This window comes from Kitasatospora sp. NPDC051984 (assembly GCF_044593455.1).
GTDB lineage: Bacteria > Actinomycetota > Actinomycetes > Streptomycetales > Streptomycetaceae > Kitasatospora.
Map to the genome: position 1 here is coordinate 1 of NZ_JBIUCB010000036.1, position 23,347 is coordinate 23,347.

Annotated in this window: 22 protein-coding genes; 14 read left to right on the plus strand and 8 right to left on the minus strand. The window is 71.5% G+C overall.

The features are described from left to right. Positions 1 to 130 precede the first annotated feature (130 nt). Positions 131 to 1,201 (minus strand): YihY/virulence factor BrkB family protein, encoded by a 1,071-nt coding sequence (locus ACIHEI_RS34825; RefSeq protein ID WP_396609571.1) that lies wholly within the window; start codon positions 1,199 to 1,201, stop codon positions 131 to 133. A 304-nt stretch (positions 1,202 to 1,505) separates the two neighbouring features. On the opposite strand from ACIHEI_RS34825, the gene ACIHEI_RS34830 reads away from it, so the two are divergent. The 11 genes from ACIHEI_RS34830 to ACIHEI_RS34880 all read left to right on the plus strand — a co-directional run bounded on the left by ACIHEI_RS34830 (position 1,506) and on the right by ACIHEI_RS34880 (position 11,709). Beyond that, the gene (locus ACIHEI_RS34830; protein WP_318264789.1) at positions 1,506 to 1,589 is read left to right on the plus strand and encodes a putative leader peptide; all 84 of its coding nucleotides are present in this window, start codon (positions 1,506 to 1,508) and stop codon (positions 1,587 to 1,589) included. 192 nt (positions 1,590 to 1,781) lie between these two features. Continuing rightward, positions 1,782 to 3,515 (plus strand): nitrite/sulfite reductase, encoded by a 1,734-nt coding sequence (locus tag ACIHEI_RS34835; protein WP_396609572.1) that lies wholly within the window; start codon positions 1,782 to 1,784, stop codon positions 3,513 to 3,515. Beyond that, positions 3,512 to 3,694 (plus strand): hypothetical protein, encoded by a 183-nt coding sequence (locus ACIHEI_RS34840; protein WP_396609573.1) that lies wholly within the window; start codon positions 3,512 to 3,514, stop codon positions 3,692 to 3,694. The genes ACIHEI_RS34835 and ACIHEI_RS34840 overlap by 4 nt, the downstream gene beginning before the upstream one ends. After that, positions 3,678 to 4,376: a phosphoadenylyl-sulfate reductase gene (locus ACIHEI_RS34845; RefSeq protein WP_396609574.1), complete on the plus strand. Its 699-nt coding sequence runs from the start codon at positions 3,678 to 3,680 to the stop codon at positions 4,374 to 4,376. Before ACIHEI_RS34840 ends, ACIHEI_RS34845 begins: the two co-directional genes overlap by 17 nt. 43 nt (positions 4,377 to 4,419) lie before the next feature. Then, on the plus strand, positions 4,420 to 4,986 hold the full coding sequence (cysC, locus tag ACIHEI_RS34850) for an adenylyl-sulfate kinase (protein WP_387645678.1): 567 nt from the start codon (positions 4,420 to 4,422) through the stop codon (positions 4,984 to 4,986). A gap of 5 nt (positions 4,987 to 4,991) precedes the next feature. Then, entirely contained in the window at positions 4,992 to 5,921 is a 930-nt protein-coding gene (gene cysD / locus ACIHEI_RS34855) for a sulfate adenylyltransferase subunit CysD (protein ID WP_387645980.1), read from the plus strand. A gap of 2 nt (positions 5,922 to 5,923) precedes the next feature. Next, positions 5,924 to 7,240 (plus strand): sulfate adenylyltransferase subunit 1, encoded by a 1,317-nt coding sequence (locus ACIHEI_RS34860; RefSeq protein ID WP_396609575.1) that lies wholly within the window; start codon positions 5,924 to 5,926, stop codon positions 7,238 to 7,240. 225 nt (positions 7,241 to 7,465) lie between these two features. After that, positions 7,466 to 8,608, plus strand: a complete 1,143-nt coding sequence (locus tag ACIHEI_RS34865) for an aliphatic sulfonate ABC transporter substrate-binding protein (protein ID WP_396609576.1) — start codon at positions 7,466 to 7,468, stop codon at positions 8,606 to 8,608. A 140-nt stretch (positions 8,609 to 8,748) separates the two neighbouring features. Continuing rightward, on the plus strand, positions 8,749 to 9,552 hold the full coding sequence (locus ACIHEI_RS34870; protein WP_387645683.1) for an ABC transporter ATP-binding protein: 804 nt from the start codon (positions 8,749 to 8,751) through the stop codon (positions 9,550 to 9,552). Next, complete coding sequence (locus ACIHEI_RS34875) at positions 9,539 to 10,426, plus strand: ABC transporter permease (RefSeq protein ID WP_387645686.1); 888 nt, start codon at positions 9,539 to 9,541, stop codon at positions 10,424 to 10,426. Before ACIHEI_RS34870 ends, ACIHEI_RS34875 begins: the two co-directional genes overlap by 14 nt. 572 nt (positions 10,427 to 10,998) lie before the next feature. Continuing rightward, positions 10,999 to 11,709, plus strand: a complete 711-nt coding sequence (locus ACIHEI_RS34880; protein WP_396609595.1) for a sirohydrochlorin chelatase — start codon at positions 10,999 to 11,001, stop codon at positions 11,707 to 11,709. Positions 11,710 to 11,794: 85 nt separating this feature from the next. Here the strand turns inward: ACIHEI_RS34880 and ACIHEI_RS34885 are convergent, their stop codons facing one another. The 4 genes from ACIHEI_RS34885 to ACIHEI_RS34900 all read right to left on the minus strand — a co-directional run bounded on the left by ACIHEI_RS34885 (position 11,795) and on the right by ACIHEI_RS34900 (position 14,318). Next, on the minus strand, positions 11,795 to 12,400 hold the full coding sequence (locus ACIHEI_RS34885; protein ID WP_396609577.1) for a hypothetical protein: 606 nt from the start codon (positions 12,398 to 12,400) through the stop codon (positions 11,795 to 11,797). Positions 12,401 to 12,428: 28 nt separating this feature from the next. Then, positions 12,429 to 13,364 (minus strand): WXG100 family type VII secretion target, encoded by a 936-nt coding sequence (locus tag ACIHEI_RS34890; RefSeq protein WP_392948490.1) that lies wholly within the window; start codon positions 13,362 to 13,364, stop codon positions 12,429 to 12,431. After that, on the minus strand, positions 13,361 to 13,687 hold the full coding sequence (locus tag ACIHEI_RS34895; RefSeq protein ID WP_392948493.1) for a type VII secretion target: 327 nt from the start codon (positions 13,685 to 13,687) through the stop codon (positions 13,361 to 13,363). Before ACIHEI_RS34895 ends, ACIHEI_RS34890 begins: the two co-directional genes overlap by 4 nt. A gap of 139 nt (positions 13,688 to 13,826) precedes the next feature. Beyond that, complete coding sequence (locus ACIHEI_RS34900) at positions 13,827 to 14,318, minus strand: hypothetical protein (protein WP_396609578.1); 492 nt, start codon at positions 14,316 to 14,318, stop codon at positions 13,827 to 13,829. Positions 14,319 to 14,429: 111 nt separating this feature from the next. Between ACIHEI_RS34900 and ACIHEI_RS34905 the strand changes: the two genes are divergently transcribed. Then, the gene (locus tag ACIHEI_RS34905; RefSeq protein WP_387645699.1) at positions 14,430 to 14,876 is read left to right on the plus strand and encodes a MarR family winged helix-turn-helix transcriptional regulator; all 447 of its coding nucleotides are present in this window, start codon (positions 14,430 to 14,432) and stop codon (positions 14,874 to 14,876) included. Between the two features lie 113 nt (positions 14,877 to 14,989). Here the strand turns inward: ACIHEI_RS34905 and ACIHEI_RS34910 are convergent, their stop codons facing one another. The 3 genes from ACIHEI_RS34910 to ACIHEI_RS34920 form a co-directional block, all read right to left on the minus strand. Continuing rightward, the gene (locus ACIHEI_RS34910; RefSeq protein ID WP_396609579.1) at positions 14,990 to 16,789 is read right to left on the minus strand and encodes a DEAD/DEAH box helicase; all 1,800 of its coding nucleotides are present in this window, start codon (positions 16,787 to 16,789) and stop codon (positions 14,990 to 14,992) included. 177 nt (positions 16,790 to 16,966) lie between these two features. Beyond that, positions 16,967 to 17,170, minus strand: coding sequence for a cold-shock protein (locus ACIHEI_RS34915; RefSeq protein WP_376047050.1), 204 nt, complete (start codon positions 17,168 to 17,170; stop codon positions 16,967 to 16,969). Between the two features lie 336 nt (positions 17,171 to 17,506). Next, on the minus strand, positions 17,507 to 19,675 hold the full coding sequence (locus ACIHEI_RS34920; RefSeq protein ID WP_396609580.1) for an MMPL family transporter: 2,169 nt from the start codon (positions 19,673 to 19,675) through the stop codon (positions 17,507 to 17,509). A 512-nt stretch (positions 19,676 to 20,187) separates the two neighbouring features. Between ACIHEI_RS34920 and ACIHEI_RS34925 the strand changes: the two genes are divergently transcribed. Both ACIHEI_RS34925 and ACIHEI_RS34930 read left to right on the plus strand, forming a co-directional pair. After that, the gene (locus tag ACIHEI_RS34925) at positions 20,188 to 22,395 is read left to right on the plus strand and encodes an MMPL family transporter (RefSeq protein WP_396609596.1); all 2,208 of its coding nucleotides are present in this window, start codon (positions 20,188 to 20,190) and stop codon (positions 22,393 to 22,395) included. A gap of 48 nt (positions 22,396 to 22,443) precedes the next feature. After that, the gene (locus ACIHEI_RS34930) at positions 22,444 to 23,331 is read left to right on the plus strand and encodes a phosphotransferase enzyme family protein (RefSeq protein ID WP_396609581.1); all 888 of its coding nucleotides are present in this window, start codon (positions 22,444 to 22,446) and stop codon (positions 23,329 to 23,331) included. Positions 23,332 to 23,347 lie beyond the last annotated feature (16 nt).

Genomic DNA, 23,347 nt, shown 5'->3' on the forward strand with positions numbered 1-23,347 from the left:
AACGCTCGGCTGGGAAACCCCAGCCGAGCGCCTGCATAAACTCATCGCAGCCTAAACAACCGACCACGTGTTGCAACGACCCCTAGAAACCACCACGACGCGGGGCGGGGCTCGACCAAAACCGAAGGAGCTACTTGCGCCGCCGCACCCGGCCGAGCCGGCGTTTGACGTCGTCGTGCGGGAGGAAGCTCGCCCAGCGTTCGGGGTACTCGCTCGGCACCGGCTCGTCGTCGTCCTCGTCGAAGAGGTCCTCGTCGTGGCCTTCGGCGAGGCCGAACTGGCGGGTGCGTTCGGCGCGTTCGGCGGCGCGGCGGGTGGCGGCCTCGCGGCCGCGCTGGACGGCGGCGTCCTCGGTGAGGCGTTCGACCTCGGCGCGGGCGTCGGCGGTTTCGACGGCGGGCCAGCGGCGGTCTATGGCGGCGTTCATCGCGGCGCCGATCAGGACGGCGAGCGCCACCACGAAGATCCACAGCAGTACGGCGACGGGGGCGGCGAGCTGCCCGTACACCGAGTGGCCTTCGACGGAGCTGACCAGGTAGAGCCGCAGGGCGACGCTGCACACCACCAGGACGAGGAGGGCGACGAGCGCGCCGGGGATGTCCTCGCGCCAGGGCGTGCTGACGGGGACGGCCACATGGTAGAGGGTGGTGAGGAAGACGATCAGCAGCATGATCGCGGCGGGCCAGTAGAGCGAGGTGATCACTCCGGCCCAGCTCTGGAAGGTGTTGATCAGCAGCCCGGGCCCGGTGACCAGCAGTGGCAGCACCAGGGAGCCGATCACCAGCGCGCCGAGGTAGAGGCCGAGCGACATCAGCCGGGTCTTGACCAGGCCGCGTTTGCCGTCGAGGCCGTACATCACGGTGATGGTGTCGATGAAGATGTAGAGGGCGCGGGAGCCGGACCAGAGCGAGAGCAGGAAGCCGATCGAGATCAGGTCCGGCCGGGCGCTGCCGAAGACGTCGTCGAGCAGGGGTTGGACGATCTGGTCGATGGAGCCCGGTGAGAGCACCGTCCCAGCTGCTGAGATGACGTCCGCCTTGAGCCGCACGATGGTGCCGGCGCCGAGGATGTCGTCGAGGTAGCCGAGGGTGCCGGCCAGGCAGAGCAGCAGGGGCGGGATGGAGAGGAGCGTGAAGAACGCCGCCTCCGCCGCGAGTCCGGTGACGCGGTACTCGACGCAGGTGTTGGTGGTGTCCTTCACCAGCGCCCACAGGGTGCGGTACCAGGTGGTTCGCTTTACGGCCCGGCGGCGGCCGCCGCGACGACGGGGCTGCCGGTCGGCGGTCGGACCGGCCCCCCCGGGCGGATGCGGAGTACTGCCTGCTGCTTGCACGTCCCTACGGTATCGGCCCGCACTCGCCGACCGATGCGCCACTGCCGGGAACCGACGGACCACAGGGCGCGGAACGGCCCGGGCCGGCCGACTGTCCCGGAATGCGGAACGTTCAGGTCCAGGATTCGGACGTTAGTGGACCGCGAGTCGCCAGCCGTGCGAATCTCTTGCCATGTCTAGCGCCGGAACCACCCTAGTTGGCCGACTCCACGTCGACCTCCTTCGCGTGTCCAGCGCCATCTGTCCGGTGACCTGAGCCCCACTCGCACGCCGCCCCGCACCGGCGCCCTGCCCGCCCATCCCCGCCGTCGCGGATGCGCGCACCCTCGACACCCGGCCCAGCGTCACCCCTCCCGCCGCCTGCTGAATTCCGCAGGTGGGAGCGGGGCACGCCCGGGAATCGGCCAGCACCCCCCGCACCTGCCAAGCCGCTCAAAGGACTGACACCATGGCCCGCACTCCCGAGCCGGAAGCGCCGGACGAGCCCCAGGCCGGCGCCGCCGTCGCGGCCCGCCCCGCCGCCCGCAAGGTGACCCGCCACCGCGGCGAGGGCCAGTGGGCGATGGGGCACCACACCCCGCTCAACGCCAACGAGCAGATGAAGAAGGACGACGACGGTCTCAATGTGCGGACACGCATTGAGACGATCTACTCCAAGGGCGGCTTCCACTCGATCGACCCGGCCGACCTGCGCGGCCGGATGCGCTGGTGGGGCCTGTACACCCAGCGCCGCCAGGGCATCGACGGCGGCCGCACCGCGATCCTGGAGCCGCACGAGCTCGAGGACGAGTACTTCATGCTCCGGGTGCGGATCGACGGCGGCCAGCTGACCGTCCCTCAACTGCGCGCCATCGGCGAGGCGTCCGAGCAGTACGCGCGCGGCACCGCCGATGTGACGGACCGCCAGAACGTCCAGTTCCACTGGGTGCGGATCGAGGACGTCCCGGCGATCTGGGAGAAGCTGGAGTCGGTCGGCCTGTCCACCACCGAGGCCTGCGGCGACTGCCCGCGCGTGGTGATCGGCTCGCCGGTGGCGGGCCTCGCCGCCGACGAGATCATCGACGGCAGCTGGGCGATCGACGAGATCAACCGCAGGTACATCGGCAACCCCGAGTACTCCAACCTGCCGCGCAAGTTCAAGACCGCGATCTCCGGCTCCCCGCTGCTGGACGTGGTCCACGAGATCAACGACATCGCGTTCGTCGGCGTGGTCCACCCCGAGCACGGCCCGGGCTTCGACCTGTGGGTCGGCGGCGGCCTGTCCACCAACCCGAAGCTGGGCGTCCGGCTCGGCGCCTGGGTGCCGCTGGCGGACGTCCCGGACGTGTGGGCCGGCGTGGTCGGCATCTTCCGCGACTACGGCTACCGCCGCCTGCGCAACCGGGCCCGGCTGAAGTTCCTGGTCGCCGACTGGGGCCCGGCCAAGTTCCGGCAGATCCTCCAGGACGAGTACCTGAAGCGGGAGTTGACGGACGGCCCGGGCCCGGAGCAGCCCGCCGGACGCTGGCGCGACCACGTGGGCGTCCACCCGCAGAACGACGGCCGCTTCTACGTCGGCTTCGCGCCGAAGGTCGGCCGGCTGAACGGCAAGCTGCTCCAGCAGGTCGCCGACCTGGCCGCCGAGCACGGCTCGGGCCGGCTGGCCACCACCGTCGAGCAGAAGCTGCTCGTACTGGACGTCGAGCAGGAGCAGATCGACTCGCTGGTGGCCGGCCTGGAGGCGCTCGACCTGCGGGTCACCCCGTCCACCTTCCGGCGCGGCACGCTGGCCTGCACCGGCATCGAGTACTGCAAGCTCGCGATCGTCGACACCAAGGACCGCGGCCGCACCCTGATCGACGAACTGGAGCGCCGCCTGCCGGAGTTCGACGAGCCGCTGAGCATCAACATCAACGGCTGCCCGAACGCCTGCGCCCGCATCCAGACCGCCGACATCGGCCTCAAGGGCCAGCTGGTCACCGACGAGAACGGCCGGCAGGTCGAGGGCTTCCAGATCCACCTGGGCGGCTCGCTCGGCTTCGAGAACGCCGCGTTCGGCCGCAAGATCCGCGGCCTGAAGGTCACCAGCGCCGAACTGCCCGACTACGTCGAGCGCCTGCTGACCCGCTACCAGGCGGACCGTCAGGACGGCGAGCGCTTCGCCCAGTGGGCGGTGCGGGCGAGCGAGGAGCAGCTGTCGTGAGCGAGCGCGCCGCACCTTTCTACTGCCCGTACTGCGGGGACGAGGACCTGCGCCCGTCCGAGAGCGGCCACGGCACCTGGGAGTGCCGGGCCTGCCGCCGGGGGTTCCAGCTGAAGTTCCTCGGGCTGTTGTCGACTTCCGACGGGGGGGGGGGGACCGGGAATGACGACCGCGACTGACTACGAAGCGATGGCCGTCAAGGCCGGCCGGGAGCTGGAGGAGGCCTCCGCGCAGGAGATCCTGCGGTGGGCGGCCGACACCTTCGGCAAGCGGTTCTGCGTCACCTCCTCGATGGAGGACGCGGTGGTCGCCCACCTGGCGTCCACCGCGCTGCCCGGCGTGGACGTGGTGTTCCTGGACACCGGCTACCACTTCGCGGAGACCATCGGCACCCGGGACGCGGTCGCCGCGACCATGCCGGTCAACGTGATCACGCTGACCCCGAAGCTCACCGTGGCCGAGCAGGACGCCCAGTACGGGCCGCAGTTGCACGACCGCGACCCGGACCTGTGCTGCTCGCTGCGCAAGGTCGAGCCGCTGAACCGCGGCCTGGGCGGGTACGACGCCTGGGCGACGGGACTGCGCCGCGACGAGTCGCCGTCCCGCGCCAACACCCCGGTGGTGGCCTGGGACGCCAAGCGCCGCAAGGTGAAGCTCGCCCCGATCGCCCGCTGGACGCAGGACGACGTGGACGCCTACGTGCAGGCCAACGGGGTACTACTGAACCCGCTGCTGTGGGAGGGCTACACCTCGATCGGCTGCTCGCCGCTGTCCTGCACCGCCAAGCCCGGCGAGGGCGAGCAGGGCCGGGTCGGCCGCTGGGCGGGCTCCGGCAAGACCGAGTGCGGCATCCACCTCTGAGCACCACTTGATCCACCGTCACCGACTGTCAGGAGTAACCACCGTGACCACCGCCGACACCCCGGCAGCGGGCCGCGAGCGCGGCGCCACCGTGTGGCTGACCGGGCTGCCCAGCGCCGGCAAGACCACGCTGGCGTTCGCGCTGGCCGAGCGGCTTCGCGCCGAGGGCCACCGGGTCGAGGTGCTGGACGGTGACGAGATCCGCGAGTTCCTCTCCAAGGGCCTCGGCTTCTCCCGCGAGGACCGGCACACCAACGTCACCCGGATCGGCTTCGTCGCCGAGAAACTCGCCGCCAACGGCGTCAAGGTGCTCGCCCCGGTGATCGCCCCGTTCGCGGACTCCCGCGCCGCGGTGCGCGAGCGGCACGCCGCGAACGGCACCGAGTTCCTGGAGATCCACGTCGCCACCCCGGTCGAGCTGTGCTCGGAGCGGGACGTGAAGGGCCTGTACGCCAAGCAGGCCGCCGGCGAGATCTCCGGTCTGACCGGCGTCGACGACCCGTACGAGGCGCCCGGGAAGCCGGAGTTGCGCCTCCAGACGCAGGGCCGGACGGTGGCCGAGTCCGCCGACGAACTGCACGCCTTCCTGACCGAGAGGGGCCTCGCGTGACCACTGTGACCGACAGCCCGGTCCGTACCGACGACACCCCCTTCGCGCTGTCCCACCTGGACGCGCTGGAGGCCGAGTCGGTGCACATCTTCCGCGAGGTGGCGGGCGAGTTCGAGCGGCCGGTGATCCTGTTCTCCGGCGGCAAGGACTCCATCGTCATGCTGCACCTGGCGCTGAAGGCGTTCGCGCCCGCCCCGGTGCCGTTCGCGCTGCTGCACGTGGACACCGGCCACAACTTCCCCGAGGTCCTCGAGTACCGCGACCGCACCGTGGCGCAGCACAACCTGCGCCTGCACGTGGCCTCCGTCCAGGACTTCATCGACGACGGCCGGCTGCGCGAGCGCCCCGACGGCACCCGCAACCCGCTGCAGACCGTGCCGCTGCTGGACGCCATCGAGTCGAACAAGTTCGACGCGGTCTTCGGCGGCGGCCGCCGCGACGAGGAGAAGGCCCGCGCCAAGGAGCGGGTGTTCTCGCTGCGCGACGAGTTCGGCGCCTGGGACCCGCGCCGCCAGCGCCCCGAGCTGTGGTCGCTGTACAACGGCCGGCACGCGGTCGGCGAGCACGTCCGGGTCTTCCCGCTGTCCAACTGGACCGAGCTGGACGTGTGGCAGTACATCGAGCGCGAGGGCATCGCCCTCCCCGAGATCTACTACGCCCACCACCGCGAGGTGTTCAAGCGCGACGGCATGTGGCTGACCGCCGGCGAGTGGGGCGGCCCGAAGGAGAGCGAGAGCACCGAGACCCGTCTCGTCCGCTACCGCACGGTCGGCGACATGTCCTGCACCGGCGCGGTCGACTCCGACGCCGACACCATCGAGGCCGTGATCGCCGAGATCGCCGCCAGCCGCCTCACCGAGCGCGGCGCCACGCGGGCCGACGACAAGCTGTCCGAGGCCGCCATGGAAGACCGCAAGCGCGAGGGGTACTTCTAACCGTGACCATCGACACCTCAACCTCCCTCCTGCGCTTCGCCACCGCCGGGTCCGTCGACGACGGCAAGTCCACCCTGGTGGGCCGGCTGCTGCACGACTCCAAGTCGGTGCTGGCCGACCAGCTGGAGGCCGTCGAGCACGCCTCCCGCCGCCGCGGCCAGGACGCGCCCGACCTGGCGCTGCTCACCGACGGCCTGCGCGCCGAGCGCGAGCAGGGCATCACCATCGACGTGGCGTACCGCTACTTCGCCACCGCCCGGCGCCGGTTCATCCTCGCCGACACCCCCGGCCACGTGCAGTACACCCGCAACATGGTGACCGGCGCGTCCACCGCCGAACTCGCCGTCGTCCTGGTCGACGCCCGAAACGGCGTCGTTGAGCAGACCCGCCGGCACGCCGCGGTCGCCGCGCTGCTGCGCGTCCCGCACGTCGTGCTGGCCGTCAACAAGATGGACCTGGTCGGCTACGCGGAGCCGGTCTTCGCGCGGATCGCCGAGGAGTTCACCTCCTACGCCGCCTCGCTCGGGGTCAAGGACGTCGTCGCGGTGCCGATCTCGGCGCTCGCCGGTGACAACGTGGTCGAGCCGTCCGGGCACATGGACTGGTACGGCGGCCCGACCCTGCTGGAGCACCTGGAGACCGTCCCGGTCGGCTCCGACCCGAGCACCGAGCCGGCCCGGTTCCCGGTCCAGTACGTGATCCGGCCGCAGAGCCAGGAGCACCACGACTACCGGGGCTACGCCGGGCAGTTGGCCTCCGGCGTGCTGCGGGTCGGCGACCCGGTGACGGTGCTGCCCTCGGGCCACACCACCACCGTCGCGGCGATCGACGCGCTCGGCGTCGAGACCGAACTCGCCTGGGCCCCGCAGTCGGTGACGGTCCGCCTCGCCGACGACCTCGACATCTCCCGCGGCGACCTGATCGCGTCCGGGTCAACCGCCCTGCCCAGCAAGGACATCGAGGCGACGGTCTGCCACCTGAACGAGCGCCCGCTGCACGTCGGCGCGAAGGTGCTGCTCAAGCACACCACCCGCACCGTGCGCGCGCTCGTCAAGGAGATCAGCTACCGCATCGACATCGACACTCTCGAACAGCGTTCCGGCGCCGAGGGGTTGAACGTCAACGACATCGGCCACGTGGTGCTGCGCACCGCCGAGCCGCTGGCCCTCGACCCGTACCGCGACAACCGGCGGACCGGCTCGTTCATCCTGATCGACCCGGCCGACGGCACCACGCTCACCGCCGGCATGGCGGGCGAGGCGTTCGACACCACCCCCGTCAGCACCATCGACGCTTCCACTGAGGAGGACTGGGTCTGATGCCCAGCGAGGCGTTCTCGGGCATGGACAAGGAAGGCGGCCGCATCGGCAGCGGCGTCCTCGGCAGCGGCCAGGGCGGCCTGACGCGATGTGAGGGCTGACAGGGGCGCTGATCCCCTGTCACGGGCCCGCAGCCGCCGCACCTTCCCACAGCAGGTACGGCGGGGGCGGCCCGGCCCCGGTCAGGCACGACCATCTTCCTTCTCCACGAACGGGACACCTCTCATGGCACCCAGCTCCCTGCCCACCCATACCCAGGCCCGCCCCACCGCCGGCCGGATCAGACGCACCGCCGTCGCGACCGTCGCCGCCCTCACCGCGGCCGGCCTGCTCACCGCCTGCGGCTACGGCTCCAAGAGCGACGACAAGGCCTCGGCCGCCCCCGCCGCGTCCGGCGCGAAGCTGTCCGCCGACACCGTGAAGATCGGCTACTTCGCCAACCTCACCCACGGCACCGCGCTGGTCGGCCTCAAGCAGGGCATCCTCCAGCAGGAACTCGGCGGCACCCGGATCAAGACCCAGGTCTTCAACGCCGGCCCCGCCGAGATCGAGGCGCTGAACGCCGGGTCCATCGACATCGGCTGGATCGGCCCCTCCCCGTCGATCAACGGCTACACCCAGTCCGGCGGCAAGTCCCTGAAGATCGTGGGCGGTTCGGCCTCCGGCGGCGTCAAGCTGGTGGTCAACCCGGCGAAGATCACCTCGGTGGACGAGCTCAAGGGCAAGCGGATCGCCACCCCGCAGCTCGGCAACACCCAGGACGTCGCCCTGCTCAACTACCTTGCGGGCAAGGGCTGGAAGGTCGACGCCAACACCGGCGACGGCGACGTCAAGGTGATCCGCAGCGACAACAAGGTCACCCCCGACGCCTACAAGTCCGGCTCCATCGACGGCGCCTGGGTCCCCGAGCCGACCGCCTCCAAGCTGGTCACCCTTGGCGCGAAGGTCCTGCTCAACGAGAAGGACGTCTGGCCGGACAAGAAGTTCGTCATCACCAACATCATCGTGTCGCAGAAGTTCCTCACCGAACACCCCGACGTGGTGCAGGCCGTCCTGCGCGGCTCGGTGAAGACCAACGCCTGGATCAAGGCCAACTCCGACCAGGCCAAGGCCGTCGCCAACGAGCAGATCAAGGCCGACGCCGGCAACGCGCTGGACGCCGCGGTCCTCGACCCGGCCTGGCAGGACATCGACTTCATCGACGACCCGCTGGCCAACACCCTGCAGGCCGAGGCCGACCACGCCGTCACCGCCGGCCTGCTCAAGAAGCCGAACCTGGCCGGGATCTACGACCTGACCTTGCTCAACAAGGTGCTCGCCGCGGCCGGGCAGCCCGCCGTCGCCGACGCCGGCCTCGGCGCCAAGTAGCCCTCCGGAAGCCCTCCCAGGCCCCGGCGTCCGTCTCGCGCCCGCCCACCCGATGCCCACTCGCCGGGCGGGCGCGGGACGGACCCCGGCCACCGCACCCCGCCCCTGCCCTGCCCGGCCCACACCCGCAGGAGGTGCCCGTGACCACGGCACTGACCACCTCGCCCGACGCCCCCGGCGCAGAACACCCGGACAGCGACTTCGCCGTCCGGATCTCGCACGTGCACAAGACCTTCGGCCGCCCCGGCACCGCCGCCCCGGTCCTGGACGACATCAACCTGACCGTCGCCCCCGGCGAGTTCGTCACCCTCCTCGGCGCCTCCGGCTGCGGCAAGTCCACCCTGCTCAACCTGGTCGCCGGCCTCGACCGGCCCACCTCCGGCACTATCGACGTCCCCGGCGGCCGCCCCGCCCTGATGTTCCAGGACCACGCGCTCTTCCCCTGGCTCACCGCCGGCAAGAACATCGAACTCGCCCTCCGCCTGGCCGGCGTCCCCAAGACCGAGCGCCAGACCGAGGCCGAACGCCTGCTCGACCTGGTCCGCCTCGGCGGCTCCTACAAGAAGCGCGTCCACGAACTCTCCGGCGGCATGCGCCAGCGCGTCGCCCTCGCCCGCTCCCTCGCCCAGGGCTCCCAAGTCCTGCTGATGGACGAGCCGTTCGCCGCCCTCGACGCCATCACCCGGGACGTCCTGCACAACGAGATCACCCGCATCTGGGCCGAACGCCGGCTCGCCGTCCTGTTCGTCACCCACAACGTCCGCGAAGCCGTCCGCCTCGCCCAGCGCGTCGTCCTGCTCTCCTCCCGCCCCGGCCGGATCGCCCGCGAATGGCGCATCGACCTGCCCCAGCCGCGCCGCATCGAATCCGCCGGGGTCGCGGATCTGTCCATCGAGATCACCGAAGAACTGCGTGGGGAGATCCGCCGCCATGTCCAGCACTGACACCCTCCCCGCCGCCGACGACTCCGCGGGTGTCGAGGCCGGCCTCGACGCACTCGAAACCGTCCACGCCACTCGCGCGCCCCTCTCCGTCGTCCTGCGCCGGTCGGTCCTCCCGCCCGTCCTCGGCGTACTCCTCGTCCTCGCCGCCTGGCAGCTCGCCTACAGCCTCCACCTCACCACCCCCGACAAGCTCCCCAGCCCCGCCGACGTCTGGGACTCCCTCACCGAACTCTGGTACGCCGGAACGCTGTTCTCCATCATCTGGACCAGCGTCTGGCGCGGCCTCTCCGGCTTCCTGCTCTCCGTCCTGATCGGCACCCCCATCGGCCTCCTGGTCGCCCAGGTCAAGCCGGTCCGCGCCGCACTCGGCCCCGTCCTCTCCGGCCTCCAGTCCCTCCCCTCGGTCGCCTGGGTCCCCGCCGCCGTCATCTGGCTCGGCATCAACAACTCCGCGATGTACGCCGTCATCCTCCTCGGCGCCGTCCCCTCCATCGCCAACGGCCTCATCGCCGGCGTCGACCAGGTCCCCCCGCTCTTCCTCCGCGCCGGCCAAACCCTCGGCGCCACCGGCCTGGCCGGCGCCCGGCACATCCTGCTCCCCGCCGCCCTCCCCGGCTACCTCGCCGGCCTCAAGCAGGGCTGGGCCTTCTCCTGGCGCTCCCTCATGGCCGCCGAACTCATCGCCTCCTCACCGGACTTGGGCCTCGGCCTCGGCCGCTACCTCGAGAACCAGCGCGAGTTCACCAACATGTCCGGCGTCCTCCTCGGCATCCTCCTCATCCTCACCGTCGGCGTCGCCATCGACCTCCTCTTCTTCTCCCCCCTCGAACGCCGAGTCCTCCGCAGCCGCGGCCTCCTCGTCACCACCCGCTGACACCGATGGCTCTCCGCAACCCTGGCCGCCAGGAGCGCAGCGACCTGACGCCCGATCGCAACCCCGCGCCTCGCCAGGAGCCAGCGCCTGACCGCAGCTTCGCACCCCGTCAGGACCGCAGCGACCTGACGGCCGGCAACGGCCTTGCACCTCTACAGGAGCGCGGCGATCTGTCCCGTCCTACGCCCCGCCAGGAGCGCAGCGACCCGACCGGCACTCCCGCGTCCCGTCAGTCGGGCGACAACCTGCCGCCGGGCGGCAGCCTCGCGCCCCGCCAGGAGCACAGCGACCTGACGCCCCGAAACCCCGCGCCCCATCAGGAGCGCAGCGACCTGCCTCACCCCAACCCCGCGCCCCGCCAGGGGCGCGGGGAACTGCGCGCAGCGGAAGGCAACGAGCCGCAGCCGGACACCGCGCCCACCCCCACCCACCGCTCGCTCCGGGCAGGTGAGGAACCACCGCGCCAATCGACCTACCCCGCCTCGGCCCGCCGGCGAGGCAAGGTCGCACGCACATCGGAAGGTAACAAGCCGCGCCCGGCGCGCACCGAACCCCTCCGCCCCCTCCTCCTCCTGGCCCACGGCTCCCGCGACCCCCGCCACGCCGCCACCGTCGAGGCTCTCGCCGACGCGATCCGGGCCCTCCGCCCCGAACTCCCCGTCACCACCGCGTACCTGGACCACTGCGCCCCTCGCATCGCCCAGGTCGTCCCGCGCCTCACCGACGCGATCGCCGTCCCCCTCCTCCTCAATCGCGCCTTCCACGCCAAGCACGACATCCCGGCCGCCCTCCGCGCCGCCGGCTCCGCCATCCCGGTCGCCGACGTCCTGGGCCCGTCCCCGCTCCTCCTCGACGCCCTCGACCGCCGCCTCGCCGAGTCCGGCCTCGACGTCACGGACCCCACCGCCCGCGCCCGTACGGGAATCGTCCTGGCCGCCGCCGGCTCCTCCGACCCGGCCGCCAACGCCACCACCCGCGCCGTCGCCGCCACTTGGCAACGCACCCGAGGCTGGGCCGCCGTCACCACCGCCTACGCCTCGGCCACCACCCCAACGGTCACCGACGCCCTCGCCACCCTCCGCGCCAACCCGACCGTCCACACCACCGCCGTCGCCCCGTACCTCCTCGCCCCGGGCCTCCTCCCGGACCGCATCGCCACCGCCGCAGCCCCGGCCGACCACCTCGCAGCCACTCTCGGCGCGGCCCCCGAACTCGCCCGCCTCGTCCTCACCCGCCACCACGAGGCCGCAACCGCCACCACCTCAACGGCCCGCACCGCCTGACGTCTCACCACAGCGAGGCCAAGTCGCCACTGCCACGGGGCCCGGCCGAACAGCATTCCCCGCCACGAAATTCCGACCGGAGGCATCAGCCCCCGACCGCCGCGAACGCCGCAGCCAGTTCGTCCGCCACCGACGGCAGCGGCGTCGTGACACCGACCCACGAGCCGTCGCGGAAGTGCACGTCGAGGCGGCCCCGCTGCGTGACGCCCTTCGCGTTGCGCTGAGCCCCGGCGATCTCGTCGCGCGGGAGTTCGAACTGCAGGGCGTGCTGTTCGGTGAGCTGCCAGAGCTTGGCGCGGTCGGCGAGCAGCAGCAGCCGCCGGCCGGTGAGGACGAGCAGCGCGCTGCCGTTCGCGCCGTCCTCGTGGAGGCGGACGACCAGGCGGCCGGCGGTGGTGTGCCAGTCGCCGGCCATGCCCTTGCCGTGCCAGACGGAGTCCGGCACGGCGTCCATCATCCGGTCCTCGACGGCGCCGACGCCGGCGGAGACGGGGTTGACCACCGCGTATGCGCGCCGCAGCAGGGTGAACGGCTTGGCCAACTTCTGTTCCAGTTCGCCCGGTTGGCGCGGGGTCAGCAGTGCCTCGGGCGGTCGCGGAATGCCGGGCGCCAGCGAGACGGGGGCAGCGGCCAGCAGCTCCTCGCCGGCGGCGAGGAACGGCGTGGCGAACTGGCGGTCCCGGTCGAGCACGGTGGTCCTCCTGAATGTGGTGGGTGGCTCAGCCGAAGGCGTCCTCGAAGCGGCGGCGGCGCTCCTCGGGGCTGAGGTCGGGTGCCTGGGCGGGCTGCGCGATGCCGGTGCGTTGACGGAGGCCGGTGCTGGGGCCGCGGTTGCCGCTGATCCGGTCGTCGGCCTCGTCGGCGACGATTCCGGCGCCGCTCTGGGTGATCTGCTGGAGCGCTTCGCCGGCCGGGTTGCCGGTCAGGCCGATGCCGTGCAGGCCGCCCTTGCCGATCATCTTGACGCCCGTCTTGGCCAGGTACGCCTCGACGTCGAGCGGCTTGTTCCAGGTCCAGGGCTTCTTCGGGTTGAGGTGTGGGCGCTTGGAGACGGCCTTGAGTGCCTTCATCGCATCGGCGATCTTCTTCAGCGCGCTGGCGAGTTTGCGCACCAGGTTGGCTATCCGGGCGCTGGCGATGGCGCCCTCGGCGGCAGCCGCGGCGGCTTCGGCGGCCAGCGAGATGCCGGCGGTGATCACGCTGAAGGCGAGCGACGCGGCGAGCGTGATGATCGCCCATTCGATCAGCTCGCGAATGATCGTCTCGACCAGGTCCTGTGCCATCCGGGCTTCGGCGGCGGCTTCGGTGAGGAGTTCGGCGGTGCCCTCCATGTCCTCCGCCTCGTCCTCCAACGCCTGCTCGTACTCGGCGAGTTCACGCTGGAACGCCTCGGACGCCTCGCCCTGCCATTCGCCGGCCAGGGCGGCCCGGTCGCGGCGCTGGTCGGCGATCACCTCGCGCAACTGCTCGGCCTGCTTCTGCCACAACTGGGCGGCGGCTTCCAGGCCTTCGGGGTCGCCGGTGACGAACTCCAGCGGCTCGGCGAGGGGTTCCACGATGGGGCGCATGATCTCGTCGATCAGGCTGCCCAGCGGGGTCATCCAGTCGTTGATCTTCGTGTAGGCGTCGACGGCGCCCGCGATCGGCCCGCTCATCCGCCCAGCCCTCCGGCGATCGCCTGCATGGTGCGCCCGATGCCCTCGTCGGTGCGTTCGTACGCGCCGGCCATGCCGTCGGCGTATTCGGCGATCCGGTCCATGGTGTCGGAGGCGGCCCCGGCGTTGTCGATCGCCGCCTCGGAGCGTTCCACGTAGTCGCGGCCGGTTTCGTCGGACTCCGGGAGTTTCCCGAAGGCGGACGGCGACAGCTGGTGTCCGCCGAGTTCGGCGCGGATCGCCCGCAGCCGCTCGGCCCGTTCGGTACTGGTGCGGGCGAACCGGCGCAACGCGTCCGGATCGACCGTGAACTCCCCCGCCATGTCGGCGTACCTCTTCCCCGTTGCCAAGGTCCGATGGCATGGGCGAAGGCATAGGCGGCACCATGCGCAGACCATGAATTGGCAAAAAAGCTAACACGGCGCGGCCCCCAAGTGGTACCCCTGCACGCCCTGCTGACGCTCAGTCGGCCAACCGCTCCCGCACCCACGGGTCGACGCAGCGCTCGGCCGCCTCCCGACGGACCGCCAGGAACCGCTCCGCCACCGGCCCGCCCCCGGCGTCCGCCCACCGCCACGCACCCACCGCGCACACCTGCCGCAACGGGTCTCCGCCCTCCACCGCCGCCACCAGCTCCTCCTGCAGCCGCCGCCGACCGCCCACCGTCAGCAGCACCTGCGCCAGCCAGCGCGGCGAGGACGGGTCGTCGTCGGCCAGCAGCGCGGCCAGCACCAGCGGATAGCAGTGGTGCGCGGCCGCCCGGTCCGCGCTCAGCCGCCGGTACGCGGCCTGCCGCTTGTGCCCGATCCGGTGGTACTGCGCGTAGCCCGGCGCCTGCGCGTCGAGCCGCGCCACCCGGTCGTCCTGCGAGGTGTCGCCCACCGGCTCGCCGAGAGCCTCCAGCAGGGCGTCCAGCGCCGCTTCCTGCGCGTCCATCCGCACGTGCTGCTCCATCGACGTCTCCTCATCTCCCGCAGACTCCCGCCGAATACTTGCAGGCGCGGGAATTTGCACATTTCGACTAAGCTTGTACGGAGTGAAGCGACCCCGAAGGGAGCGTGTCCGATGACCCGCCCTGATCCTGCCCTGGCCCACGGCTGGTGCGCCCTGACCGCTCTGCACGGCCGGATCGAGGCCCATGTCGAACGCGCCCTGCAGGCCGAACACGAGCTCAGCGTCCGCGAGTTCTCCGTCCTGAACGTCCTGAGCGAGCAGCACGACGGCGACGGCGGCCACTTCCGGATGAACCAGCTCGCCGACGCGGTCGTGCTCAGCCAGAGCGCCACCACCCGCCTGGTCACCCGCCTCGAGGACCGCGGCCTGCTCGCCCGCTACCTCTGCCCCACCGACCGCCGCGGCATCTACACCAACGTCACCCCGGCCGGCCTCGACCTCCTCGCCCAGGCCCGCCCCACCAACGACACCGCCCTCGCCGAGGCCCTCACCACCGCGGAGCAGCGCCCCGAGCTGGCTCCCTTGGTCGCGACCGTCCGCGAGATGTCCAAGGCCTGAGAGAGCACCATCAGGGGCGCGGGGAGACTCGCGCGAGCGGATGGGCACGAAAACAGGGGCGCTGGGGGTACCCCCAGCGCCCCTGATGGTGCTCTCCCCGGTCCCGCGAAGCGCTAGTCGGCCTTGCGCCGCTGCCGCCCCGTCCCGTAGTTGGAGCCACTCTTCGTCCCGGACCCCGGCTTCGCCCGCCCGGACGACTTGCCGATGAACCCGGCCGCCATCTGCGAAGTCCCGCCGCCGGGGCGCTGCTTGGGCCGGGGGCGGCGCGGGTTGCCGCTCATGTCGACGTCCTTGGGCAGGCCGCCGGAACGCTTCGCGGGGCGGCGTCGCGCCTCGCCGTCCGCCGGCTTGGCCCCGCCACGCCCGCGGCCACGGCCCTCCGTCCCCTCGGAGACGGGAGCGGCAACAGCCACCGCCGTCGCCGGAACCGGAAGCATGACCGCCACGCCGGACGGCATCCTCGCGCCGGTGATGCGCTTGAGCTCGCCGTCCTCGGGGCGGACCTTGGTGATAGTGGGCCGGATGCCGGCGATGCTCATCAGGCGGTTGACCTCGCGGCGCTGCTCGGGCAGCACCAGGGTGACCACGGTGCCGGACTCGCCGGCCCGCGCGGTGCGGCCGCCGCGGTGCAGGTAGTCCTTGTGGTCGATCGGCGGGTCGACGTTGACGACCAGGTCGAGGCCGTCGATGTGGATGCCGCGGGCGGCGACGTTGGTGGCGATCAGCGCGGTGACCTGGCCGTCGCGGAACTGGTCGAGGACCCGGTTGCGCTGCGGCTGCGACTTGCCGCCGTGCAGCGCGGCGGCGACCACGCCGTGGGCGCGCAGCTGCTTGGCGAGCCGGTCCGCGCCGTGCTTGGTGTGCACGAACATGATCACGCGGCCCTCGCGGGCGGCGATCCGGGCGGTGGTCTCGGCCTTGTCGGCGGGGTCGAGCTGGAGCAGGTGGTGGTCCATGGTGGTGACGGCACCGGCCGACGGGTCCACCGAATGGGTGACGGGGTCGGTCAGGAAGCGGTTGACCAGCCGGTCCACGTTGCGGTCCAGGGTGGCGGAGAACAGCATCCGCTGCCCGCCCTCGGCGACCTGCTCCAGGAGCTTGACGACCTGCGGCAGGAAGCCCATGTCGGCCATCTGGTCGGCCTCGTCGAGGACGGTGATCGCCACGTCGTCCAGGCGCACGTCGCCGCGCTGGATCAGGTCGTCCAGCCGGCCGGGGGTGGCCACCAGCACCTCGGTGCCGCGGCGGACCTGGTTGGCCTGGCGGGTGATCGACATGCCGCCGACCACGGTGGTGATCCGCAGGCCGAGCACCCCGGCGTAGGGGGCGAGCGCGTCGGTGACCTGCTGGGCGAGCTCACGGGTGGGGACCAGCACCAGGGCCAGCGGGTGGCGGGCGCCGGCCCGCTTCCCGGCGGTGCGCACCAGCAGCGGCAGGCCGAACGCCAGGGTCTTGCCGGAGCCGGTGCGGCCGCGGCCGAGGACGTCACGTCCGGCCAGCGCGTCCGGCAGGGTGGCGGCCTGGATCGGGAACGGCTCGGTCACGCCCTGCGCGCCCAGTTCCTTCATCAGCCCGGAGGGGAGGTTCAGCTCGGCGAAGCTCTCCGCCGCCGGGCGGGACGGGGTGCCCTGCACGTGCGTGAAGTCCTCGGCGGGCGCGGCGACCGACGGCGCGGCACTCCGGCGCGGCCGGCGCGGACGCTCGGTACGGGCCTGCTCGCCGCCGCGCGGCTGCTCGGTACGCGGAGCACCGCCACGCGCGGCGCCGGTGCGCGGCTTCCCGCTACGGGTGCGCGGCTTGTCGGCACGGGGCTGGTCGGTACGCGAACCGGACTGCGAAACGGACTTCGAACCGGATCGCGAAACGGACTGCGCCGCGGCCTTCTCGGCGCGCGGACGGGACTGCTCGGGCATGCGTGTTCCTCTTCCTGAGGGCCTTCGGCCGGCGCGCGCGGAGGCACGGCGGCGGGTGTGTCGGCCGTCAGGGAGAAGAAAGGCGCCGCCCCGGCCGTCGGGCGGCATGGGCGAGGGCCCGTACCTTGGAGGTACGGGCCCTCGCCTGCGTCACACTGAGTCGGCGTAGGCCGGGACTCAGATGGGGCGGATGTTCTCCGCCTGCGGGCCCTTCTGGCCCTGGGTGACGTCGAACTCGACCTTCTGGCCCTCGAGGAGCTCACGGAAGCCGGTGGACTGGATGTTCGAGTAGTGAGCGAACACGTCGGCGCCGCCGCCGTCCTGCTCGATGAAGCCGTAGCCCTTTTCGCTGTTGAACCACTTCACGGTGCCGGTAGCCATAACCGTCTCCACTTTCACTGGGGCGTTGGGGCACACACCTCGTGAGCCCCACGTAGCCGCGATCCCCATCCGGAGACTAAACACCGGACAAAACAAATGCGCCTGTGGTTGGAACCAGCAGGCGCACACACACGTTCATGGGAACCAATACTGCAACTGCTTCGACAATAGCACGGTCCCCCTCGCCAACGGCGGCAAAAGTTCCGCTGGTCACACCGCGTTTCAGTGCGACGCCAAGGGGGCATGCGGTCCCGTTGGACCGCATGCCCCCTTCTACTCGGGGCTACCCGTCGGTACCCCCGCAGGGCTGCCCGGCGCTACCCGCCGCCGAGCCCGTCAGGCCCGGCCGGCCACCTGCGGCTCGCGCTCGGCGACGGCCTCGGGGCCGTGGTCGGGCATCGCGCCGTGACCGGGCCACCAGGCCTTCTTGCCGAGCAGCGCGGTGATCGCCGGGGTGAAGAACATCGCCATCACGAAGGCCGCCAGCACGATGCCGATGGCCAGCGCGAAGCCCAGTTCGGCGAAGAGCACGTTGCCCGCCAGCATGAAGGTCGCGAAGGACGCCGCCAGGATGAAGCCGGCCGCGGCGACGGTCGGACCGGCGTGCCGGACCGCCTCCTTGGCCGCCTCGCGGGGGCTGCGGCCCTCGCGGGCCTCCTCGCGGAGCCGGGCGATGATCAGGATGTTGTAGTCGGTGCCGATCGCCACCACGAACAGGTAGATGAAGATCGGCAGCATGAACATCAGGCCGGACTCGGAGCCGAGCTTGAGGAAGGCCACCGTGGTGGCACCCAGCGTGGCCGCGAAGCCGAGGCCGACCGAGGCCATCAGGTACCAGGGCGCGACCACGCTGCGCAGCTGGAGGCCCAGGATCAGCAGGATCAGCACGCCCGCCACCGGGAAGACCAGCTTGTAGTCGTGCGCCATCGCCAGGTTGATGTCCTTGTACACCGACGAGGTGCCGCTGACCAGCGCCTCGGAGCCGGCGGGGGCGGCCGCGTGGGCGGCCGTGCGGACCTTGGTGACGCTGTCGATCGCCGCGTTGCTGGCCGCGGAGTCCTTGAGCACCACGACGAAGTCGGCGGTGGTGCCGTCCTCGCTGAGCTTGGGCTCGGGCTGGACGGCGGCGACGCCGGGGACCTGGCCGAGCTTCGCGCCGAAGCCGTCCAGGCCGGCCGGGTCGAGCTTGCCGCCGCCCTTGGTGCTGGTGGTCAGGAAGACGTGCGTGGGGTCGGCCGCACCCTCGCCGCCCTTCTTGCTGAGGGTGTCCATGACGAGCATGGACTCCTTGTCCTTCGGCATCATGCTCTTCGCCATGTCGAAGGTGCCCTGGTAGCCGAGGCCGGCCAGCGACAGGATCACCAGCAGGCCGCCGGAGACCAGCGCGATCAGGCCGGGGCGACGGCCGACCACCTTGCCGAGCTTGTGGAAGCGGGCGCCCTCCGGCTCCTGCATCCACTTGCGGCCGGGCCAGAACACCGCCTTGGTGGAGGTGACGGCCAGCAGCGCGGGGGTCAGGGTGAGCGAGGCCAGCGCGGTGACGATGACGGAGATCGCCAGCGCCGGGCCGAGCGACTTGAACATGCCGAGCTCGGAGAGCAGCAGCACCGCGAAGGCGACGGTGACCGCGCCGGCCGCGGAGGCGATCGCCTCGCCGACCCGGCCGACGCCGTTGGCCACGGCGGCCTTGCGGTCGTCACCGGCCCGCAGGCGCTCGCGGTAGCGGAACATCAGGAACAGGAAGTAGTCGGTGCCGACGCCGAGGATCACCACGATGTCGATCGCCGAGGCGATCGGCGAGGACTTCAGGTCGAACGCCTTGGTGACGAGGGCGATCAGGCCGCTGGCGGCGATCATCGGGAAGATCGACAGCAGCACCGGCAGCCAGCCGACCAGGATGCCGCGGAAGATCACGCCGACGATGACCACGATCAGCACGATGGTGGCGAGCATGGTGATCGCGTCGGTGGCGCTGGAGGACTCCTTCTGGTCCAGCCCCATCGCGGCCGGGCCGCCGACCTGGTACTTCAGCGCGGTGCCGCCGGCCAGCGCCCTGCCCTCTTCGCGCAGGTCCTTGGCGGCGACGGTGAACTCGTCGGTCTGCATCTTGGTCTTGTCGATGGAGACCATGCCCATGGCGTACTGCCCATCGGGCGAGAATGTCTTCCCCTCGATCGGGGGGATGATCTGCTCGACCAGCGGGATGTGCTTGTCGGTCAGCCCCTTGACGACCTTGGCCATGTCGGCCTTGTCGGCGTCGGTGAGCGCGGCGCCGTCCTTGCGTTCGAACAGCAGCAGTGCGCTCGGGGAGAACTCGGCCGGGAACTTGTCCTGCTGGACCACCGCGGCCCGGATGGACTCGTAGTGCTTCGGCAGGAACTCCGACTCGTCGGTCGAGGCGCTCATCTTCGGAGCGGTGGCGATCAGGGCTATGGAGCCGATCACCCACGCGATGATCACCCACCAGGCCCGCTTGACGACGAAGTGTCCAAGTCGGTGGAACATGATCGAAATGCCTCCCCTGGGCATGGTTCACCGCAGCCGAAAAAGACCAGGTACCGGGCAGCGGCAGGACCGGCGCGCGAAACCCTCAACAGGGCCTAGCCGGTCGGCAGGTAAGTAACAGCGGGCAGTTTACGGGAACTTGCTTGCCGCCCGGCAAGTGGGTTTCGCGTGTGCCCCCTGGGGGCGGCCACGGAACCTGCCCCCGCACTATCGTCGCCCGCCCGCACCCCCTCCCACCTCGTGCGTGGGGTGGAGATCGCTCCCCCTCAGGGTGGACGCCCGGCTGCCCTCAAGGAGGAGACCCCGACCCCGGGGGTGGGGTTAACCCCCTACTCCTTCCTGGGGACAGGGGGAGGAAAAAGTCGGTGACTAGCCGGATGGTTCGTCAGAACCCCAGCTCATAGCGTCTGTTGTGCCGCCGGAAGCAGCCCGGAGGCCCACCGACCGGGGCGGCCCGCACCCGCCCGTAGCCCCTGGGGGACACCACCGTGAAGCATGGAATCGCCGCCTCGATGGGCGCCTGGAGTGCCCGCCACAGAAAGACCGCGGTCTTCGGCTGGCTGCTCTTCGTCGTCCTCGCCGCCTACCTCGGCGGCATGCACGGCTCCACCAAGATCACCGATTCCGAGCAGATGCCGGGCCAGGTCGCGCAGGCCGCCAGGATTCTGGACGACGCGGGCATCAAGTCTCCGGCCGGTGAGGTCGTCCTGGTGCAGAGCCGCACGCTGATGGCGGACGACCCGTCCTTCAAGGCGGTGGTCGAGCAGGTCGCCACCGCCGTCCGGGCCACCGGCAAGGCCGGGGAGCTGCACAGCCCGTACGAGACGGGCGCGATCTCCGCCGACAAGCACTCGGCGCTGCTCCAGTTCACGGTGATCGGGGAGGACGACAAGGCGGCCGTCGCCAACGTGCCGCCGATCATGGACGCGGTGACGGGCGTTCAGAAGCAGCACCCCGAGCTGACGGTCGAGGAGTACGGCCAGGCCAGCTCCGGCAAGTGGTTCGACGAGCAGTTCTCCTCGGACTTCGCCCGCGCCGAGTGGACGGCCGTGCCGCTCGCCCTCGGCATCCTGCTGATCGCCTTCGGCGCGCTGGTGGCCGCGGTCCTCCCGGTGGTGCTGGCGCTGACCGCCTTCATCGCCGCCTCCGGCCTGGTCGCGCTCTCCTCCGGCATGCTGCACACCAGCGGCGACGCCTCCTCGGTGATGCTGCTGGTCGGCCTCGCCGTCGGCGTCGACTACTGCCTGTTCTACCTGCGCCGCGAGCGCGAGGAGCGCGCCGCCGGGCACGACGCCGAGACGGCGCTGCGGATCGCCGCCGCCACCAGTGGCCGCGCCGTGCTGGTCTCCGGCATCACCGTGGTGGTCGCGATCGGCGGCATGTTCCTCACCGGCATCGCCACCTTCAAGGCGATGTCCTTCGCCACCATCCTGGTCGTGATCACCGCCGTGCTCGGCTCGCTGACGGTGCTGCCCGCGCTGCTCTCGATGCTCGGAGACCGGGTGGAGAAGGGCAGGGTCCCCTTCCTGCACCGCCTGCGCCGTGACACGAACGAGGGCAGCCGGTTCTGGAACGCGGTGCTCACCCCGGTGCTGCGCCACCCGCTGGCCGCTGCGGGGCTGGCCACCGTCGCCCTGCTGGCGATCGCCTCGCCGACGCTCACCATGCACACCGCCAAGCTGACTTTCCAGCAGCAGCTGTCCAAGGACAACGCCCTGGTGGCCACCTCCCAGCGGATCCAGGACGCCTTCCCCGGCAGCCCCTCCCCCGCCACCGTGGTGATCAAGGCGAAGGACATCTCCTCGCCCGAGATGAAGCAGGCGCTCGCCGATCTCCAGTCCAAGGCCCTCGCCACCGGCCGGATGCACGGCCCCACCAGCCTGACGGTGCACGCCGAACAGAACGTCGCCACGGTCGACATCCCGCTCAACGGCAGCGGCAACGACACCACCTCCGCCGAGGCCCTGAAGGTGCTGCGCGAGCAGGTCGTGCCCGCCACGGTCGGCGGGATCGCCGGCGCCGAGACCCCGGTCACCGGCAGCACCGCCGCCTCGATCGACTTCAACAAGCAGATGTCCGGCTCGATGCTCCCGGTCTTCGGCTTCGTGGTCGGCTTCGCCTTCCTGCTGATGCTCTGCTCGTTCCGCTCGCTGTCCATCGCCGTCACCGCCGTGATACTCAACCTGCTCTCGGTCGGCGCCGCCTACGGTGTGCTGGCGCTGGTCTTCCAGCACGGCATCGGCGCCTCGCTGATCGGCACCGAAGGCGTCGGCGCGGTGGAGAGCTGGATCCCGCTGTTCCTGTTCGTGATCCTGTTCGGCCTGTCGATGGACTACCACGTCTTCGTGGTCTCGCGGATCAAGGAGGCGCACGACCGCGGCCTGCCCACCGGCGCGGCCGTCGCCCACGGCATCCGCACCACCGCCGGTGTGGTCACCAGCGCCGCCGTGATCATGGTCGGGGTGTTCTCGGTCTTCGGGACGCTCTCCATGCAGACCATGAAGCAGATGGGTGTCGGCCTCGCCGCCGCCGTCCTGATCGACGCCACGGTGATCCGCGCCGTCCTGCTCCCCGCCGTGATGTCCCTGCTCGGCGACAGGAACTGGTACCTGCCGCGCTGGCTGCACTGGCTGCCCCGGATCGAGGGCGAGGCGCCCGCCGCCGCCCCCGCCGGCACCGGCACCCACCGCGGCCGCGGCGACCACGAGCTGATCGGCTGACCCACCCCCTCCCTCCTGACGCGCCCCCGGTTCGCCGACAATGAGCAGGTGATCTTCGACGAATCGGGGGCCCGGGCCCTCCTCCAGCAGGCGTGCGCCCCGGCCGGTATCGACCCGGCCGGGGCCACGCTCATCTCGCTCGGCCAGAACGCCGTCTTCGACCTGCCGGAGCTCGGCCTGGTCGCCAAGGTCGGCCGTGCCCCCGGCTCCGCCGACCGGGCCGCCCGCGAGCTCGCGCTGGCCGGCTGGCTGGACGGCGCGGGCGTGCCGGTGGTCCGCCCCGCCGACCCCGTCGTGCACCTGGCCCAGGACCACCCCGTCACGCTGTGGCACCGGCTGGAGCCCGCCGTCCGCCCGGCCCGGCCCGCGGACCTCGCCCCGCTGCTGCGCGCCCTGCACGCCCTGCCCGCGGAGCCGGCCCCGCCGGTGCCGCTCGGCCGGCGCGACCTCCTCGCCCCCGTGGACAGTTGGCTGGCGACCGCGGAGGGTCACATCGATCCGGCGGACGTGGCGTTCCTCCGTGACCGGAAAGAGACCTTTGTCACCGCTATTTCCGAATTGACCCCTTACCTCCCCTCCGGCCCGATCCACGGCGACGCCCTGCCGCGCAACGTGCACATCACCCCCGCCGGCCCGGTACTGCTCGACCTCGAGTACATGGCCTCGGACCTCCGCGAGCACGACCTGGTGGTGCTGGCCCTCAGTCAGGACCGGTACGGCGTACCGGCCGAGGAGGTCGCGGCGTTCAACGCGGCCTACGGGTGGGACGTCCGCGAGTGGCCCGGCTTCGCGGTGCTGCGCGGCGCGCGGGAGACCGCGAGTGCCGCCTGGGTGGCGCAGCAGACGGCCGGAAACCCGGCCGCCCGGACGGAGTTCCGTCGCCGTGTCGACTCACTGCGTGACGGAGAGGCGGAAGTACGCTGGTTCGCGTTCTGACCGCTTCCGTTCGGTG

Excerpts from the sequence above, each read along its gene's own strand:
- ACIHEI_RS34865 (WP_396609576.1), top strand. The coding sequence starts at position 7,466 with ATGGCACCCAGCTCCCTGCCCACCCATACCCAGGCCCGCCCCACCGCC.
- ACIHEI_RS34875 (WP_387645686.1), top strand. The coding sequence starts at position 9,539 with ATGTCCAGCACTGACACCCTCCCCGCCGCCGACGACTCCGCGGGTGTC.
- ACIHEI_RS34895 (WP_392948493.1), bottom strand. The coding sequence starts at position 13,687 with ATGGCGGGGGAGTTCACGGTCGATCCGGACGCGTTGCGCCGGTTCGCC.
- ACIHEI_RS34910 (WP_396609579.1), bottom strand. The coding sequence starts at position 16,789 with ATGCCCGAGCAGTCCCGTCCGCGCGCCGAGAAGGCCGCGGCGCAGTCC.
- ACIHEI_RS34835 (WP_396609572.1), top strand. The coding sequence starts at position 1,782 with ATGGCCCGCACTCCCGAGCCGGAAGCGCCGGACGAGCCCCAGGCCGGC.
- ACIHEI_RS34915 (WP_376047050.1), bottom strand. The coding sequence starts at position 17,170 with ATGGCTACCGGCACCGTGAAGTGGTTCAACAGCGAAAAGGGCTACGGC.
- ACIHEI_RS34845 (WP_396609574.1), top strand. The coding sequence starts at position 3,678 with ATGACGACCGCGACTGACTACGAAGCGATGGCCGTCAAGGCCGGCCGG.
- ACIHEI_RS34830 (WP_318264789.1), top strand. The coding sequence starts at position 1,506 with ATGTCTAGCGCCGGAACCACCCTAGTTGGCCGACTCCACGTCGACCTC.
- ACIHEI_RS34890 (WP_392948490.1), bottom strand. The coding sequence starts at position 13,364 with ATGAGCGGGCCGATCGCGGGCGCCGTCGACGCCTACACGAAGATCAAC.
- ACIHEI_RS34925 (WP_396609596.1), top strand. The coding sequence starts at position 20,188 with ATGGGCGCCTGGAGTGCCCGCCACAGAAAGACCGCGGTCTTCGGCTGG.
- ACIHEI_RS34920 (WP_396609580.1), bottom strand. The coding sequence starts at position 19,675 with ATGTTCCACCGACTTGGACACTTCGTCGTCAAGCGGGCCTGGTGGGTG.
- ACIHEI_RS34900 (WP_396609578.1), bottom strand. The coding sequence starts at position 14,318 with ATGGAGCAGCACGTGCGGATGGACGCGCAGGAAGCGGCGCTGGACGCC.
- ACIHEI_RS34905 (WP_387645699.1), top strand. The coding sequence starts at position 14,430 with ATGACCCGCCCTGATCCTGCCCTGGCCCACGGCTGGTGCGCCCTGACC.